The organism is Devosia oryzisoli (assembly GCF_014837245.1).
Lineage (GTDB): Bacteria > Pseudomonadota > Alphaproteobacteria > Rhizobiales > Devosiaceae > Devosia > Devosia oryzisoli.
This window is the reverse complement of sequence record NZ_JACYFU010000002.1, coordinates 301021-316974: the sequence shown is the minus strand read 5'-3', so window position 1 is coordinate 316974 and position 15954 is coordinate 301021. Positions and strand designations below refer to the sequence as shown.

The 15954-nt window shown below is 65.1% G+C and carries 13 protein-coding genes and 2 tRNA genes; 10 read left to right on the top strand and 5 right to left on the bottom strand.

The window, feature by feature from the left end; genetic code table 11:
* Window positions 1-31 precede the first annotated feature (31 nt).
* Complete coding sequence (locus IC608_RS08115) at window positions 32-2383, bottom strand: HWE histidine kinase domain-containing protein (protein WP_191774346.1); 2352 nt, start codon at window positions 2381-2383, stop codon at window positions 32-34.
* A 131-nt stretch (window positions 2384-2514) separates the two neighbouring features.
* Window positions 2515-2591, bottom strand: a tRNA-Pro gene (locus IC608_RS08110).
* Between the two features lie 163 nt (window positions 2592-2754).
* Between IC608_RS08110 and IC608_RS08105 the strand changes: the two genes are divergently transcribed.
* From IC608_RS08105 to IC608_RS08095, 3 genes are all read left to right on the top strand, one after another.
* Window positions 2755-2829, top strand: a tRNA-Gln gene (locus IC608_RS08105).
* Window positions 2830-3007: 178 nt separating this feature from the next.
* Complete coding sequence (locus IC608_RS08100) at window positions 3008-4465, top strand: NAD-dependent succinate-semialdehyde dehydrogenase (protein WP_191774344.1); 1458 nt, start codon at window positions 3008-3010, stop codon at window positions 4463-4465.
* Window positions 4466-4542: 77 nt separating this feature from the next.
* A complete protein-coding gene (locus tag IC608_RS08095) occupies window positions 4543-5298 on the top strand; it encodes an ABC transporter permease (protein WP_191774342.1) in 756 nt (251 codons plus the stop codon).
* Here IC608_RS08095 and IC608_RS08090 read toward each other — a convergent pair.
* Window positions 5295-6098: an ABC transporter ATP-binding protein gene (locus IC608_RS08090; protein ID WP_345890867.1), complete on the bottom strand. Its 804-nt coding sequence runs from the start codon at window positions 6096-6098 to the stop codon at window positions 5295-5297. The genes IC608_RS08095 and IC608_RS08090 overlap by 4 nt on opposite strands.
* Window positions 6095-7102, bottom strand: coding sequence for an ABC transporter substrate-binding protein (locus tag IC608_RS08085; protein WP_191774339.1), 1008 nt, complete (start codon window positions 7100-7102; stop codon window positions 6095-6097). Before IC608_RS08085 ends, IC608_RS08090 begins: the two co-directional genes overlap by 4 nt.
* A 280-nt stretch (window positions 7103-7382) precedes the next feature.
* On the opposite strand from IC608_RS08085, the gene IC608_RS08080 reads away from it, so the two are divergent.
* The 6 genes from IC608_RS08080 (at window position 7383) to IC608_RS08055 (ending at window position 13537) form a co-directional block, all read left to right on the top strand.
* Complete coding sequence (locus IC608_RS08080) at window positions 7383-8366, top strand: ABC transporter ATP-binding protein (RefSeq protein ID WP_191774337.1); 984 nt, start codon at window positions 7383-7385, stop codon at window positions 8364-8366.
* Complete coding sequence (locus IC608_RS08075; protein ID WP_248306306.1) at window positions 8366-9175, top strand: ABC transporter permease; 810 nt, start codon at window positions 8366-8368, stop codon at window positions 9173-9175. Before IC608_RS08080 ends, IC608_RS08075 begins: the two co-directional genes overlap by 1 nt.
* On the top strand, window positions 9172-9975 hold the full coding sequence (locus IC608_RS08070) for a substrate-binding periplasmic protein (RefSeq protein ID WP_191774336.1): 804 nt from the start codon (window positions 9172-9174) through the stop codon (window positions 9973-9975). The genes IC608_RS08075 and IC608_RS08070 overlap by 4 nt, the downstream gene beginning before the upstream one ends.
* Before the next feature lie 184 nt (window positions 9976-10159).
* Entirely contained in the window at window positions 10160-10816 is a 657-nt protein-coding gene (locus IC608_RS08065; RefSeq protein ID WP_191774334.1) for a c-type cytochrome, read from the top strand.
* 44 nt (window positions 10817-10860) lie between these two features.
* Complete coding sequence (locus IC608_RS08060) at window positions 10861-12654, top strand: pyrroloquinoline quinone-dependent dehydrogenase (protein ID WP_191774332.1); 1794 nt, start codon at window positions 10861-10863, stop codon at window positions 12652-12654.
* A gap of 61 nt (window positions 12655-12715) precedes the next feature.
* Window positions 12716-13537 (top strand): substrate-binding periplasmic protein, encoded by an 822-nt coding sequence (locus IC608_RS08055; RefSeq protein ID WP_191774330.1) that lies wholly within the window; start codon window positions 12716-12718, stop codon window positions 13535-13537.
* Here IC608_RS08055 and IC608_RS08050 read toward each other — a convergent pair whose 3' ends face one another.
* Complete coding sequence (locus IC608_RS08050; RefSeq protein ID WP_191774328.1) at window positions 13538-14140, bottom strand: zinc metalloprotease; 603 nt, start codon at window positions 14138-14140, stop codon at window positions 13538-13540.
* A gap of 294 nt (window positions 14141-14434) precedes the next feature.
* Between IC608_RS08050 and IC608_RS08045 the strand changes: the two genes are divergently transcribed.
* A complete protein-coding gene (locus IC608_RS08045) occupies window positions 14435-15952 on the top strand; it encodes an ABC transporter substrate-binding protein (protein ID WP_191774326.1) in 1518 nt (505 codons plus the stop codon).
* The last annotated feature ends 2 nt before the right edge of the window (window positions 15953-15954 follow it).

Below are 15954 nucleotides of genomic sequence, written 5' to 3'. Positions count from 1 at the left end.
GTTCCGCGCCACGCCGACACGTCAACGTGCGCTATCGCGGCCGACGGTGATTTTTCGACGGGGAGGGTGTGGCTGGCGAAAGGAGGTCGAGCAGCGCAGCGATGACCGCTTGCGGGTCGGCCGGCTTTTGCAGGCAGGGCGTGGCGGCGAGGTCCGGGGGCAGCATCGCCTGATCGTATCCCGTGAGGAAGACGAACGGGATGCCAGAGGCGCGAAGGGTGCGGGCCAGACCAAAATCCGGCCCGTCCCCGCCAAGGTTGAGGTCGAGAACGACGGCGTCCGGATTGTGCCGGAGCGCCCGGTGGGCCTCCTCCGCGTTTTCGCAAGGATCCAGAGGGTGGGCGCCGATGCGCGTCACAGCGCTCACAACCTCCGCTGCGGCGTAGTAATCGTCGTCCACAACGAGGATGCGCTTGTGCGCCAAACCCCCGCCCTTGCTCTCTTTGCCCGCATGATCCTCTGCAGGCGGCCGGGGGGCGTTCGTCTGGAAGATGCTCGGACGGTTGACCAGCGGAAACTCCAGCCGGCAGTGCAGGCCGGAGGGTAGAAACTCCAACCGGCCGATGCCCGACAACTCATAGGGAATGCGCGATTCGATGAGCTCGCTGCCGAAGCCGCGCCGGCCGGGCGGCGTCACGGCTTCGCCGGATCGCTCGATCCAGTCGAGCAGCAGCCATTCGGCGCCGTCCCTTGGCGCCGTCTGCCACTCCACAGATACAAAGCCGGTATCGCCGGAGAAGGCCCCATATTTGACGGCATTTGTTACGAGTTCGTGGATCGCCAGAGCCAGCACTTCAGTGGCCTTGGGCGGAAGCCCGATATCATCTCCCAGAAGTTCGAACCGGTCCTGTTGCGGCGCCTGCGCCACCACCTCTTCTTCGATAAGTGTCCGCAAGGAAGCGCCGCTATCGGGATTGCGCGTCAACACGCTCTGCACGCGGGCGAGGGTCGTGAGCCGGCCACTGAGGAGGCTGGCGTAGTTCTCGACGGTACCGGCCGTGTCGGCGCTACGCGCAGCGATGCCTCGAATAACGGCCATGACGTTCCGGACGCGATGCTGCAGTTCCGACAGCAATACGCCCTGCCGATCGGTCGCCTGGCGGACATCGGTGATGTCGGTGGAAATGCCCGCGACACGATCGACCCAACCTTCGGCGTCGAAGATGGGAAAGCCGGTGCTGCGGATCCACCGGATCGCGTGATCGGTGGGGCGCAGGATGCGGTATTCGTGGACCACCGCCTTACCAGCGCGCACGGCTTCAAGATTGAGAGATACGTCCGCACGATCCTCGGGGACAATGGTCCTCAAAAGCGCCTCGGCGTCAGCAAGGGCTGCCTCAGGGGAAATGCCGAACACGCTCTGGGACGCCTGGCTGATGAATTCGAGCGCCAGCGTGTCCACCTGGCGGATCCACAGAACGTCCGAGGAGGCGCCCGCAAACTGGCGGAAGCGTTCCTCGCTGGCCCGCAATGCGGCCTCTGCCTGCCGCGACTGCGTCACGTCCTGGAACAGCACGGCCACCTTGCGCTCATGCGGGCGGCCGATCCGAAAAGCGTAGAGGTCGAAGATGCGGTGCCCCAGGGCATCGGAGCCTTCCTCGAAGCGCAAACTCTCGCCGGTTTCGGCCACGTGGGCATAAGTGTCGATCCACTTGCGCTCGATGCCGGGCTCCAGCTCCCGCATGGTTTTGCCGGCGGCATCGTGCAGGCCATTGTGCCGCTCGAAGGCCGGATTGACCTCGAGGAAGCGCCAGTCGACCGCTTGCCGTCCCTCGTACAGCACCTGGATAATGCAGTAGCCCTGGTCCATGGAGTTGAACAGTTCGCGGTATTTTTCCTCGTTCTGCCGCAAGGCCGCTTCTGCCTGAGCCCGTTCGACCGCCGCCCATGTGCGCTCGGCGGTGGCCTCGGCCATCGCCACTTCTTCTGCAGTAAAAGAGTGTGCCGCGGTGAAATGGACGGCCAGAATGGCGATGGGCGCTCCATTCCTTGCCAAGGGGACGTTGAGCGTTGCCCCAAGCCCCAGCACCTGGTGAGCCTGCTTTTCCTCAAGGCTCATCCCGGGATCGCTGGCAATGTCGGAGCGGACGAGCGAGTGGCCGCTGCGCAGGGCCTCGGTCAGTTCCTCGCCGTAATCGGCGTAGCGGAAGCGGCCGGCGAGGCTCGGTAACCCGCGGGTCCAGTCGCGCGTGACCTGAACGTGCACACCGTCGCCCACATCTTCGGCATAGGCCACCCGGTCTGCATCCAGCCATTCTGCCAGGAGGCGCTGCGCCGTTTCCTGGATAGCCACCGGATCGTGCAGCGACCGCAGGGCATCGCTCAAGGCAAGGAGGTAGGCCTGGAGGCGCTCGTGGTTTGGTTCATCTTCTGGATTGCTCACGCGTTTCCCCGCTCGGCCGCTGCAGCGCCGGCCGGTGGCCTAGCACGGCAACAAGAGCTTGTTTGTGGCACAGGTTAAACGACGCCAACCGCGAAAAACAAACCCCGACCTCGCGAGAGGCCGGGGTTGATTGGTCGGAGTAGAGTGATTCGAACACTCGACCCCCTGCTCCCGAAGCAGGTGCGCTACCAGGCTGCGCTATACTCCGTCAAACATCGCAGCTTGCGATGCCCGTGCAGGAGCACGGACCGCTCACGATGGGCGGCGTTATAGCCGCGAGGCGGCTTGCGATCAAGCGGTTCGCACAACCTTTTCCTGCCCTCCCGAGCATGTTGCGCCCCTTAGGCAAACCGTGTAGGAACCCGCCGAGTTGGGGCGTCGCCAAGTGGTAAGGCAGCGGTTTTTGGTACCGCCATTCCCAGGTTCGAATCCTGGCGCCCCAGCCAGATTTCTCCCGTTTTCAGATTGATTGAAGCACTGGTTGGCGCATGCGCTGGGTGCGCAAGACGTATTGGGCACAGTTCGGCTTGCGGCTGAGGCAGGGAATGGAAATACTGCCGCTCGCCTTGCGCTGATGCCGCACGCTCTGCGTGACGGCGGGCGCCGGACGAAGAAGGAAAAGCCATGACCTCCGCCTCTGCCCTCACCCTCGACTGTTCCCGCTACGCCAAGGGGCTCTATATCGGCGGCGAGTGGATTGCCGGCGGGGGAATCGCGGTGGTTGATCCCTCGACCGAGGAGCCGGTGGCCGAGGTCGCCGATGCCAGCGAAGCCCAGGCCATCGCTGCGGTCGACGCCGCCCATGCCGCAGCCGCCGGGTGGCGCGCGACCGCGCCGCGCAAACGGGCGGAAATCCTGCTGCGCTGTCATGCGCTCATCCTGGAGCGGATCGACGAACTGGCCATGCTCATCTCGCTGGAAAATGGCAAGGCGCTGAGCGATGCGCGCGGGGAAGTGACCTATGCGGCCGAGTTCTTCCGCTGGTATGCCGAGGAAGCGGTGCGCGTGGCCGGTGAGTTCCGCATGGCGCCGGCGGGGACCAACCGGATCCTGGTGGACTATGAGCCGATCGGGGTATCGGTGCTGATCACGCCCTGGAATTTTCCTGCCGCCATGGCGACGCGCAAGATTGCGCCGGCGCTTGCGGCCGGCTGCACCGTGGTTCTGAAGCCGGCGAGTGAAACACCGCTGACCGCCTATGCCCTGGCCGATATTTACGCCGAGGCCGGCGTGCCGCCGGGGGTCGTCAACGTCATCACCACCAATCGGCCCGGCCCGGTGACTGCCGCCATGCTGGCCGATACGCGGGTGCGCAAGCTTTCGTTCACGGGCTCGACCGGCGTCGGCCGGACGCTTCTGGCGGAAGCGGCCAAGCGGGTGCTGAACGCCTCGATGGAACTGGGGGGCAATGCGCCCTTCATCGTCTTCGATGACGCCGATCTCGAGGCTGCGCTCGATGGCGCCATGGTGGCCAAGATGCGCAATGCCGGCGAGGCCTGCACCGCGACCAACCGGTTCATCGTGCAGGATGGGATCTGCGAGCGTTTTGCGGAGGGGCTGGCGCAACGCATGGGTGCGCTGCGTGTCGGCCCGGGTACCGACCCGCAGACACAGTGCGGGCCGATGATCACGAAAAAGGCCGTGGACAAGATCGAGGACCTGGTGGCCGACGCAATCCGGCAGGGCGCGGAGGTTCTTGTGGGCGGCGAGCGTCCGCAACGGGCTGGATATTTCTACGCGCCCACCGTGCTCATCGACGTGCCGCGCACGGCCCGGATGGCGCAGGAGGAAATCTTCGGGCCAGTGGCGGCGCTGTACCGCTTCACGGACGAGGACGAGGCCGTTTCGCTCGCCAATGACACCGAGTATGGCCTGTCCGCCTATGTCTACACCGACGACCTCAAGCGCGGCCTCGCCGTGTCGGGCCGCATCGAGGCGGGCATGGTGGCGCTGAACCGCGGCCTCGTCTCCGATCCGGCTGCGCCGTTCGGGGGCGTCAAGCAGAGCGGCCTCGGGCGCGAAGGCGGCATCCATGGCATTCTCGAATATATGGAAGCCAAGTACATTGCGACCAGCTTCTAGATGATCGTTTTTCGGGCGGGGGCGCAGGACCGGATGGTGGGGATGATCGGTACCAGCGTAAGCGCGGGTCAGCCGTGATGGAGCGGCAACGCGGCCTTATCTGGCTCTTGCGGTTCGCGTTCGTCCTCGTGCTGCTGGGGTTGTGGTGGCTAGCGGCGCTGGCCGTGGGAAGAAACCTCGTGCCCACGCCGCTGGCCACGATGGTCGCCGGCATCGATCTGTTGTCCCGCCCCGACATCTACGAAGCCATCGGCAACTCGATGTCGGTCTATCTCGGCGGCATGCTGATCGCCACGGCGATCGGCCTGCCGATGGGGCTGCTGGCCGGCGGCATCCCATTGCTGGGCCGGACGCTGGACCCGTTCTTCAATGCGCTGATGGCGACGCCGCGCGTGGCGTTCATTCCCCTCATCATCGTCCTGCTCGGGCTGGGCTTCCAGGCCAAGATCGCCATCGTCACCCTTGGCGCCGTCATGCCCATTCTCATCAACACCTATGCCGGGGTCCGCAACGGCGACGCGGAACTGGTGGAAATGGCGCGCTCGGCCGGGGCGACCAGAATGCAGGTGTTCACCAGGATCCTGCTGCCGGGCGCGGCGCCTTTCGTCATGGTCGGGCTGCGGCTCGGGGCGACCATCGGGCTGATCAACACGGTCGTGGCCGAGCTCTACACGGCCGTCCAGGGGCTGGGCGGGCTCCTCGCGACCTACGGCAACACGTTCCGCATGGCGCCCTATTTCGTGGTGGTGCTGGTTCTTTCGCTGCTGGGGGTCGCGATCACGGAAGTCCTGCGCCTCTTCGAACGGCGGCTGGACCGCTGGCGGCAGGGCTAGGCGCGGCGGAAGAAGGGCGAGTTCGGGTCGTCCGCGATCAGGCTTCGTATGGTGCCCGTCAACTGCGCGCGAAGGGCGAGGAAGCGCGGATCGGTCCGGATATCGTCGCGGCGCGGCCGGGGCAGGTCCACGGGCACGATTTCCCGGATCGATCGGGGCGCCGGTCCCATGACCACGATCCGGTCGGCGAGCAGGATGGCCTCTTCGACGCTATGCGTGACGAAGACGGCGAGACGTTTCCTTTCCTCCCAGAGCCGCAGCAGCTCAAGCTGCATGATCTCGCGCGTCTGCGCGTCGAGACTGGCGAAGGGTTCATCGAGCAGGAGAATGTCGGGATCGGTCGCCAGCGCCCGGGCCAGCGCAACGCGCTGCTTCATGCCGCCCGAAAGCTGGTTGGGATAGGAAGCGGCGGCGTGGGCGAGGCCGACCCGCTCGAGCCAATGGCGCACGACGGGCTGCCGCTGGGCACGCTCCATGCCGGCGAGCGCAAGCCCGAAGCCGACATTGTCGGCGGCATTGAGCCACGGCACCAGCCGGAAGGACTGGAAGACGAAGCTCATCGAAGGGCCGGGGGAAGGGGCACGACCGTCAATCTCGACCGTTCCCGCATCGGGAGGAATGAGGCCGTTGATGAGCCTCAAAAGAGTGGTCTTGCCGCAACCGGACGGGCCCAGGATGGTGACGAATTCACCCGGGGCGATATCGAGGGAGACATCCTGGATGACGGATGCCCCGCCAGCGGGTGAAAAGCCCTTGCTGACGCCGCGCAGAGAGATGCCGGAGACGGCTGCTCCGATCACCGATCGGCCGGATCCAGATCCGCTTCGGTGCCGATCTTGGCCAGAACATCATCGGCGACCGTAAAGTCGACCCAGCGGGAGAGGGGGAACGGCTCGATGTCGGCAAGGTCCTCGCTCTGGAAATTCCAGGTCGCGGTCGTCTCGAGGCTCTTGGCACTGAGCCCGCCATTGACGCTCCAGCTGCGGGCATAGCTCTGCGCCAAGGCTTCGAGGTTGCTCCGCTCGATGTCGGGCCGCGCCTTGCTCATGGCATCGACCCAGATCGCGGGATCTGCGGCAATGTCGCGCGAAAGCTTGGTCAGGGCGGTCACCACCGCGACCACGTCGTCGCGGCGGTTTTCGAGAACGTCCGCGGTCACGACGTTGACCTTGTTCACCACCGGAGCGGCGTCGAAATAGGCGTCCTGATCGATGAGGACGTGGAGCCCTGTTTTATCGGGAAGGGTTGTCCAGGTGCCCAGCGACATGGTGGTGGCATCGATCTGCCCGGCCAAAAGGGCCTGGGCCCGCGCGGCCGGCTGACCGAGCGCGACCTGCTCGAGGCCATCAAAATCGACGCCGTTGGCGTCGAGCACTGCTGCGCTGAGGCTGGCATCGACGCTGCCGACGCGGCCGATGCCGAAGCGCTTGCCGTCGAGGTCGCCGGGACTGTCGATGCCATCGCGGGCAACGATCATGAAGGAGAGCGATTTGCTGGGCGAGGTGACGGCCATGATGTCCAACTGCCCGCGGCCGACCAGCTGGAGCGCACTGTCCACGCCGATATTGGCCATCTCGCCTTCGCCCGCCTGCAGCGCCGTCACGGCCAGCGGCGTCTGCTGCACCCGCACCAGCTCGACATCGACGTTCTCGCGCTCGAAGTAGCCAAGGTCCAGAGCCAGATCCATGACCGAATTGGGCACCAGCGGGGGCTCCAGATCGGTGACGATCAGGCGGAACGGTTCGGCCTGGCCGGGCGAGGCAAGAAGGGCGAGCAGGCCGACAACGGCGAAGGATCTGAGCATGACGTCTCTCCTCATGGGCATTCTGGTGAACCCATTATGTTGGCTAGCGCAGGTCGAGCCGCACCCGCAAGGGCGTTTCGTCGCAAAACAAGGGGCGGCGATGCAGTTGCGCCCTTGCCAGCCGCTCCCTTCTGCCCTTCTGGCCTCCGGCGTAGCGACCGCAAACGCGATACTGGACATTGATCCGGTTGCGACGGCTCTAGCCGCTGCGCGGTCTTTTGACGTAACGGTTGGACCGGGCTGCCGCCCATCCTCAACCCCCAGCGGCCAGGACCCTCGTATGAATGCTCAACCCGACGCTGCAATCGTGGTCTCAAATGTCACGGTGTCCTATGGCGCAAAGCGCGCGCTGGACGATGTGAGCTTGACCGTGCCCGCCGGGGCCAGCTTTGCGTTGCTGGGCCCAAACGGAGCGGGCAAGACGACGCTGATCAGCGTTCTGTGCACCTTGCGCCGGCCGGATCGTGGATCGGCCGCGGTGGCTGGAGCCGATGTGGTGCGCATGCCAACGCAAGCCCGTCGCTCCATTGGGGTGGTGTTCCAGGATTCCAGCCTCGATGACCGGCTCTCGGCCTGGGAAAACCTGGAATTCCATGGCCTCGTCTACGGCATGCCGAAAAAGCGCCGGCGCACCATGATCGAGGCGGCGCTGGCGCTGGTCGAACTGGAGGAGTGGACGCACGACATCGTGCGCAGCTTCTCAGGTGGCATGCGGCGGCGCCTCGAAATCGCACGGGCACTCCTGCACGAGCCAAGAATACTCTTTCTCGATGAACCGACAGTGGGCCTCGATGCCCAGACGCGGCAGCGGATCTGGCAGTATCTCGAGACACTGCGGCGCGAACGGGGGCTGACGGTCCTCACCACGACCCACTATATCGAGGAAGTGGAGGACGCGGACAGTGTCTGCATCATCGATCAGGGGCGCATCATTGCCCAGGATACGCCGGCGGCCCTGAAAGAGCGCTTCGGGCAGCGCTGGTTGACGGTTCTGCCGCAAGACCAGGAGGCAGCGGATGCCATCTTGGCTTCTGTCCCGCAGGTCCGGCGGCTGGGAGCGCAGCGCCTGGCCCTGCCGGCAGAGGACGAGGCCGCGACGGACGCTTTCCTGTCGACCTTCCGCGACCGGTTGAGCGAAGTGCGCTTCCAGCCGCCAACGCTGGAGAGCGTTTTTCTGAGCCTGACCGGACGGGAACTGCGCGACCGGGCCGACGGGCAGCGCGACGCCGAAAAGGCAGCCGGGCGGCGGGGAGGGCAGCGGTGATGGAGATGCTGGCCTTGCTGCGCGGGCTTTACGCCATCTGGCTGCGCGAACTGACCCGTGCCACCCGCGACCGCGCGCAACTGATCGGCGGCGTCAGCCGGCCGCTCATCTGGCTGCTGATCCTGGGCGTGGGTCTCAACCCCTATTTCCGGGGCGAGGTCTATGGCGAAGTCCGCTTCGTCATCCCCTACACCTACCTGCAGTTCCTGTTCCCCGCCGTGATCGTGCTCAACATCATGTACACCTCGATCCAGTTCGCGGTGTCGGTGATCTGGGACCGAGAATTCGGGTTCCTCCGCGAAGTGCTGGTGTCACCCATGCCGCGACCGCTGATCCTTCTCGGCAAGGTCCTGGGGGGCAGCACGGTCGCCATGATTCATGGTGGACTGGTGCTGATCCTCGCGCGCTTTGCCGACGTCACGCTATCGCCGCTGCAGATCGTGCAGGCGCTGGGGTTGATGTTCGTGCTGGCCTTCGGTCTCACCTCATTCGGCGTGATCCTGGCAGCGCGCGTCCGCAGCTTCGAAGGCTTTGGCGTGTTCTCGAACACGATTATCCTGCCGCTCTATTTTACGTCATCCTCGGTGTTTCCGCTCGATCCGTCGCTCACGCGGGCGCAGATCGTGACGGCTTATCCCGAGTGGCTGGTGTTCATGGTGCAGATCAACCCGATCACCTACGCGGTGGATGCGCTGCGCGGCATCCTGATCACCTTCAACCAGTTTCCCTCGGCCATGGGCTCGGCGGTCATCTTCGGCATGGCCGTGGTGTTCTTCGTGGTGGCGCTGCTGGACTTCCGGCGCGCATGACCCCGGCTCGTCCGCATCGCTGGGGCAGGGCGCTGCTCAATATCGGGGCGGCCGCCTGCCTGCTGCTCGGCGCGAGCTTATTGCCGCCCGACACCTCACTGAACGATCGCAAGGCGTCCGGCGTCCTCAAGCTCTGCGTTCCCCCCAGTTACCCCCCGCTGGTGACCGGCAAGCCCGATGAGCCGGGCTATGATATCGAGCTGGCTCGCGCCATTGCCGGCAAGCTGGAGCTCCGTCTGCTGGTAAACGTGCTGCCCTCGATGGGCCAGGACTTCAACCCGCGCAACTGGTCTCTCACCCGCGCCCAATGCGACCTGGTCGGCGGGGGCGTGGCGGACACGGCACAGACGCGCAGCTTCATGCAGACCCTGGCAACGGGAGCCGAGACCGGCTGGGTGATCATCGGCAAGAGCGGCGCGCAACTGAGCAAGGGCGATGCGGTGGCCGTCCTGCCCGGTACCTCCGGCCTCGACCGGATCGCCCTCTCCAACTGGGTTCGCCGCGCGGGGCTCACGGCAAGGCTGGCGGCGACGCCTGCCGATCTTGAGCGGTTGCTGACCAGTAGCGAGGTGGCCGCGGCCATCACCGAGCGCTATGTGGCGGCCCAACTCTCCGAAGGGTTCAGCGTTGGCTGGCTGGATCCGGAGAGCTTCCCGGTCTTCCCGATGGCGTTCGGCCTCTGGAAGGGCGACCAAACCCTGATGCGGGCCGTCCGGCAGGCGCTCCACCAGCTCGAGCGCGAAGGCATGGTTAGTCAGTTGCAGGACCATTACGGCGTGTCGCGGCTGGGCCCGGGCTGAGCCTGCGAGGCCCCACAAACGCTCTGGACATCAAATGGTTCCGGGCATAACGCGGCAAAACCGTGGCAAAGTGACGTTGCGCTCACCTGTCGCATATGGAATGTTTTCGGAGCCGCGGGAGAGCGTCTTTCGTCCGATCGCGTTCTCTCTCACAAGCGGCGAATAACTTCATCGGGAGGCTTCAGTGTCCTTGAGATCCAACGGGATCGCCGCACCCGCTCTTTTCGCACTCATGACTGGTCTGGCAGGTGTCGGCGCTGCGCAGGCAGGCGGATTCACGGCCGAACAGGCGGAGGCCGGCGAACAGGCCTACAATACCAATTGCGCCCGTTGCCACGGCAGCCAGCTCGAAGGCGTGGAAGCGCCCGGTCTTGCCGGGCACGACGTCATGCAGAACTGGGATACCGCAGGGGGGCTCTACGACTTCATTTCGGTGGCCATGCCGCCCTCCGCACCGGGGCAGCTCGGGTCGGAAACCTACGTCAACATCGTTGCCTACATCATGAAGTTCAACGGCGCGCAGCCGGGCGACACGCCACTGACCGACGATCCCGACCAACTCTATTCGGTCTCGCTCGCGGAAGAGACGGCGGCCGGAGCGGCCAGCCAGGCATCCGCAGCGCTGGATGCCGGTGGCGCGCCAGCGGCGGCCGGTGCCGGTGCCGGCCCTGAAGCGGCGCAGCCCGCTGCGACCGATGTGCCGCAAGCCTATACATGGGGCAAGGAGCTTCCGGGCGCAACGCCCGCTCCCGCCCAGAGCACACCGGCGGCAACGCCCGCCGAACCATCGGTTCCACAGGCCTATACCTGGGGCAAGGACTTGCCCACGGCCGGCAACTGATTTCAACTTCGGCGCGCCCGACGCGCCTCTCGAGGAGACGATCGATGCGGATCAATTCGCTCAAAACCCTGCTGGTGGCCAGCACCGCTTTCGCGGCACTCAGTGCTCCGGCCGTTTATGCGCAGTCAGACACTGCGGCCCAGACACCCGCTTCGGCGATGGACAACTATACGCCCGTGACCGAGGACATGCTGGTGGACCCGCCGGCACAAGACTGGCTGATGTTCCGCGGTGCCTATAACAACCAGGGCTACAGCAAGCTCGACCTGATCAACAAGGACAATGTCGGCAAGCTGCAGCTTGCCTGGGCGTGGCCCATGGCGGAAGCCGGCATCCAGGAAACGGCGCCGCTGGTGCATGACGGCATCATGTTCCTGCAGACCAACAACAACATCGTCGAGGCGCTCGACGCCAAGACGGGCGACCTGATCTGGCAGTACCGCCACGTGCTGCCCGAGATCCCGGCATCCTGGAGTTACCAGGCCAACCAGGCCCGCCGCCAGAAGGCTTCCATCGCGCTCTACGACGACAAGGTCATCCTGACCACGGTCGACGCCAAGATCGTCGTGCTCAACGCCAAGGACGGCAAGGTCGCCTGGGAAAAGCAGGTCCTCGACTACAACGTGGGCTATAGCTACACCGTCGGGCCGCTGGTGGCCGATGGCAAGATCATCTCCGCCATTTCGGGCTGCTCGATCGCCGGCACGGCCGGCGGGTGCTACATCATGGCCCACGACATCAATACCGGCGACGAGCTGTGGCGCTTCAACACCATCGACGATCCGGACAATCCCAAGCAGCAGGAAAGCTGGGGCGACGTGCCGCCGGAGAACCGTTGGGGCGGCACGCCCTGGACGACGGGCTCGTACGACCCTGAAACCAAGACCACCTACTGGGGCGTGGGCATGCCCGGTCCGTATGCGGAGCTGATCCGCGGCTCGGGCGACGGCTCGGTGCTCTACACCAACTCGACCGTGGCCCTCGACACCGAAACGGGCAAGCTCAAGTGGTATTATCAGCATCTGCCGCGCGACAACTGGGACCTCGATAGCCCGTTCGAGCGCATCCTGGTCGACCAGGAGGTCGATGGCGAGACGCACAAGATGCTTGTCACCGTGGCGGGCAAGAACGGCATCGCCTTCGCGCTCGATCGCGATACCGGCGAGTACCTGTGGTCCCTGGAAACGGTGTACCAGAACGTCGTGACCAGCATCGACGATGATGGTACCGTGAACATCAACGAGGATCTGGTGTCCCAAGCGGTGGGCGAAGAGTTCCTAATCTGTGCGTCCGTTTCGGGCGGCAAGCTCTGGCAGGCCGGCGCCTACAGCCCGCTCACCAACGCCTACTTCGTGCCGCTGACCGAAGCCTGCAATACCGTCGCGCCGACCCAGACCGAGTTCACGGCCGGTAATGCCGTCGGGTCGGTCAAGTTCGGTCCGCGCGTCCTGCCTGAAGGCCAGACCAATGCGGGCCTGGTGGAGGCCATCGACGTCAACCCCGAGCAGGGCGAGAGCAAGTGGGAATACCGTAGCCGCCCCACCCCGACCAGTTCCGTGCTGGCCACGGCCGGTGGGCTGGTGTTCGGTGGTGACGCCGCACGTGACGTCAAGGCCTGGGATCAGGAGACCGGCGACGTTCTCTGGACGCAGCGTCTCAACGCCCCGATCGGCGGCTACCCCATGACCTACGAGATCGACGGCGAACAGTACCTCGTGATCCCGACGGGTTACTCGAACTCGGCGAGTTCGATTGCTTCGGCCTTCCCGGAAATCCCGCTGCCGACCGGCTCGGGCAACTCCATCTTCGTCTTCAAGCTGCCCAAGTCGGACAGCTAAGATACCGGCAGACGATGAAAGGGGGCCGCTGGCCCCTTTTCTGTTTCAAGGAGTATTCGAAATGGTTCGCCTGCTTGCGGCAGCCACCTTCCTTATCGGCACCACGGCCGCCTTCGCGCAAACCTCCGGCATCCCGCCCGAAGATTTCAGCAACACGCGGCGGCTGGCGGGTGATGCGATCAATGTGTGCTTCGATATCACGAGTCTCGGCCGCCCGTTCGACGAGGCGGTGGCCAAGGCGATCGGCGATGCGCTGTTTCTAAAGGTGAACGTCATCGAGGGGTTCGGTGGCTTTCCGCTCAATGGCGATGGGTTCATGGACGAGCTGAGCCTGGCCATGAACAACACCTGTGACATGTTCATGGGCGTTTCGGTTTCCGCCAACACGCCCTTTTCCGAAGCGTTCTCGATCACCCGGCCCTACGCCACCATTCCGTTCGTGCTCAGCGTATCGGACCCGGATTGGCAGAAGCTGAGCGACATTCCCAAGGACAAGCGGCTGGGCACCGCCATGGCCAGCATGGGTGAGATGAACTACATCACCTGGGCGCAGCAGCAGCCCAAGGCGGACCGGTGGGTTCGTCTGCCCTATGCCGACTACGACAAGATGGCGACGCGCGTGCTCGACGGCACCATTGCGGGAATGATCCTGTGGCAGCCGGCCCTGGCGCGGCTCAAGGCGGAGCGAACCGATGCCGAGGCCCTGCGGGTCATCGCCAACGACCCGTTGCCGGAGGCCTATGTCCGGGTCGGGGCGCTGGTGTCGAGCCGCAATTCCTTCCTGCGCAGCCAGGTCGACCAGGCGATCGATGCCCTTGTGGCGGACGGCACGATCGATGGCTTGCTCGAGCAGTTCGGCTATGAGGGGCACGCGGGCGAATAGTCAGCGCCCGATGAGGTCGAGGAGGGGGCCGGCAAAGCTCGGGAGCCAGCCGGCGACGATGGCGGCGGCGACGAGCGCGATGCCGATGGGCTCCCAGGTCCTGATCTGGCGTTCCCGATCCGGCCAGGCAGCCTGGAGCAAGGCGCCACCGACCAGGCCCGGAATGGGCAAGAGGTTCAGCAGCGCCGCGCCGAGCGCGATCAGCTGGAATTGTCCCAGCACGTAGAGCACGGCGTAGCTGCCGCTCCGGGGCAGCAGCAGCGCCAGCGGGCGCAAGAGTTCGACGGCCATGGCGATGGCCAGCATCAGTGCAATCGAGCCGAGGGTGACAGCGACGATGCCGCCGCGGGACCAGCGGTTCTGCGTGGGGTCGAACCAGATGCTGCGCGGCCAGCTGAGGGCAAAGAGCGCCCCCATGATGGCGCCCCACACCGAGACATGGACGAACGGGTTGAGCGTCAGCCGGCCCTCGTGCTGCGGGCGCCTGTCGCCGAAAAGCCGGGCGAGGGCCGCGAGAATGAAGCCGTGCAAAGCGGCGTAGACGAGCACCGCCGCGAGCCGGGAGACGATGAGGCCGATGCTGAGGTCGCGCAGGAATTGCATGCGGATTCGTGGGTGGCTCGAAAGAGGGAAGGTTCAAGCATCATGGAAATGGGTCGAGCGCAACACCACCCCATGTGGCAGCGGCAGAATTCGCGGCGGATGGTGCCAATCTGTGATCAATGAAAGACCAGTGTGATACCACTCTCGACACCGCCGCGTCATGCTCATAAGCTTTGCGCCGATAAGGTCGACGGACCGGGGGCGACGCTTCCGGCGGATTGACCACAAGGGCAGGCCGGCGACCGACGAAGTGCACCCGGGCCTGTCCAGAAAGAGCACTTCGGAGGGATGAGCATGTCAAAATTTTCCGCCAGATCCGGCCTAGGCCGGCTCGCCGCAATCGCTTTGGTCTCGACCGCGCTGGTTCTGCCGGCCGCGGCGGCCAATCTGCGCATGGCCTGGTCGCAGGACGCGACCGGGCTCGATCCGCATGCGCAGACGGCGTTCTCGTCGCTGCGCCTGCTCGAGCTGATCTACGAGCCGCTGGTGCGGCTCGACGCCGACCTCAACGTCGTTCCGGCCGTCGCCGACAGCTGGGAATTTTCCGAGGACGGGCTGACGCTGACCTTCAAGCTCGACCCGGATGCGACATTCAGCGACGGCACGGCGGTAACTTCGGCTGACGTCAAGGCCTCGTTCGAGCGCCTGCTGGACGAAGCCACCGGTGCGGCCGCGCGCTCGAACTTCCTCTCCATCGAGAGCATCGACACGCCGGACGAGGCGACGGTGGTGTTCAACCTGTCCCAGCCCGACGCGCCGATTCTCGTGGCCATGGCGACCATCAACGCGGCCGTGGTGCCGGCCAAGGCCATCGAGGATGGCTCGGTGGCGACCACGGCGCTCGGTTCGGGTCCCTTCGTGCTCGACCAGTGGGATCCCAATTCCAAGGAAGAGCTCAGCGTCAACGAGAACTGGGCCGGCGGCGACATCGCCTATGACGGCATCAGCATCTCGGTTCTGCCCGATGAAACGGCGATCCTGGCGTCGCTGCGCGCCGGACAAACGGACTTCGCGCTGCTCAACGATCCGCTGGTGGCAACGCTCGTGCCCAACGAGCCCAACCTGCAGCTCAATGCAGTGCCGGGGCTGGCCTACAACGTGCTCCAGCTCAACCCGTCGCGCCCGCCGATGGACAACCTCAAGGTGCGCCAGGCCATGTCCTGCGCCATCGACCGGCAGGATATTCTCGACACCGCGCTTGTCGGCGAAGGCAAGGTGACGGGGCCGCTCACCATGCCGGCCTATGCCAGCGATCCCTCCACGCTGTTCTGCTACGAGCAGGACCTCGACAAGGCCAAGGCGCTGATGGAAGAGGCCGGTGTAGACGGCTTCGAAGCCAAGGTGATCGCCGCGACGGGCGAGCCGCCGGTGGCATCGGCCGAAGCGCAGGTGCTGCAAAGCCAGCTGGCCGAGATCGGCATCAAGCTCGATATCGAGCTGATGGAGCTCAATGTCTATGTCGACCGCTGGCTGGCTGGCGATTTCGACATGGCCGTGGCCCAGAACGGCGGCCGGCCGGACCCCTATCCGATGTACAACCGCTACTTCACCAAGGACGGCAACCTCGTCAATGTCTCGAACTTCAAGGACGACGAGATCGACAGCCTGTTGCAGCAGGGGCGCGAGGAAACCGACATCGCCAAGCGCAAGGAGATCTTCTCCAAGTTCGAGCATCGCCTGGCCGAACTCTCGCCCTGGCTGTGGCTCTCCACCTCGAACATCTATACCGCCCAGCTCAAGACGGTGTCGGGCTTCGAATCGTCGCCCACCGGCACGCTGTTCGGCCTGACCAAGGTCACCCTCGGCGAATAACT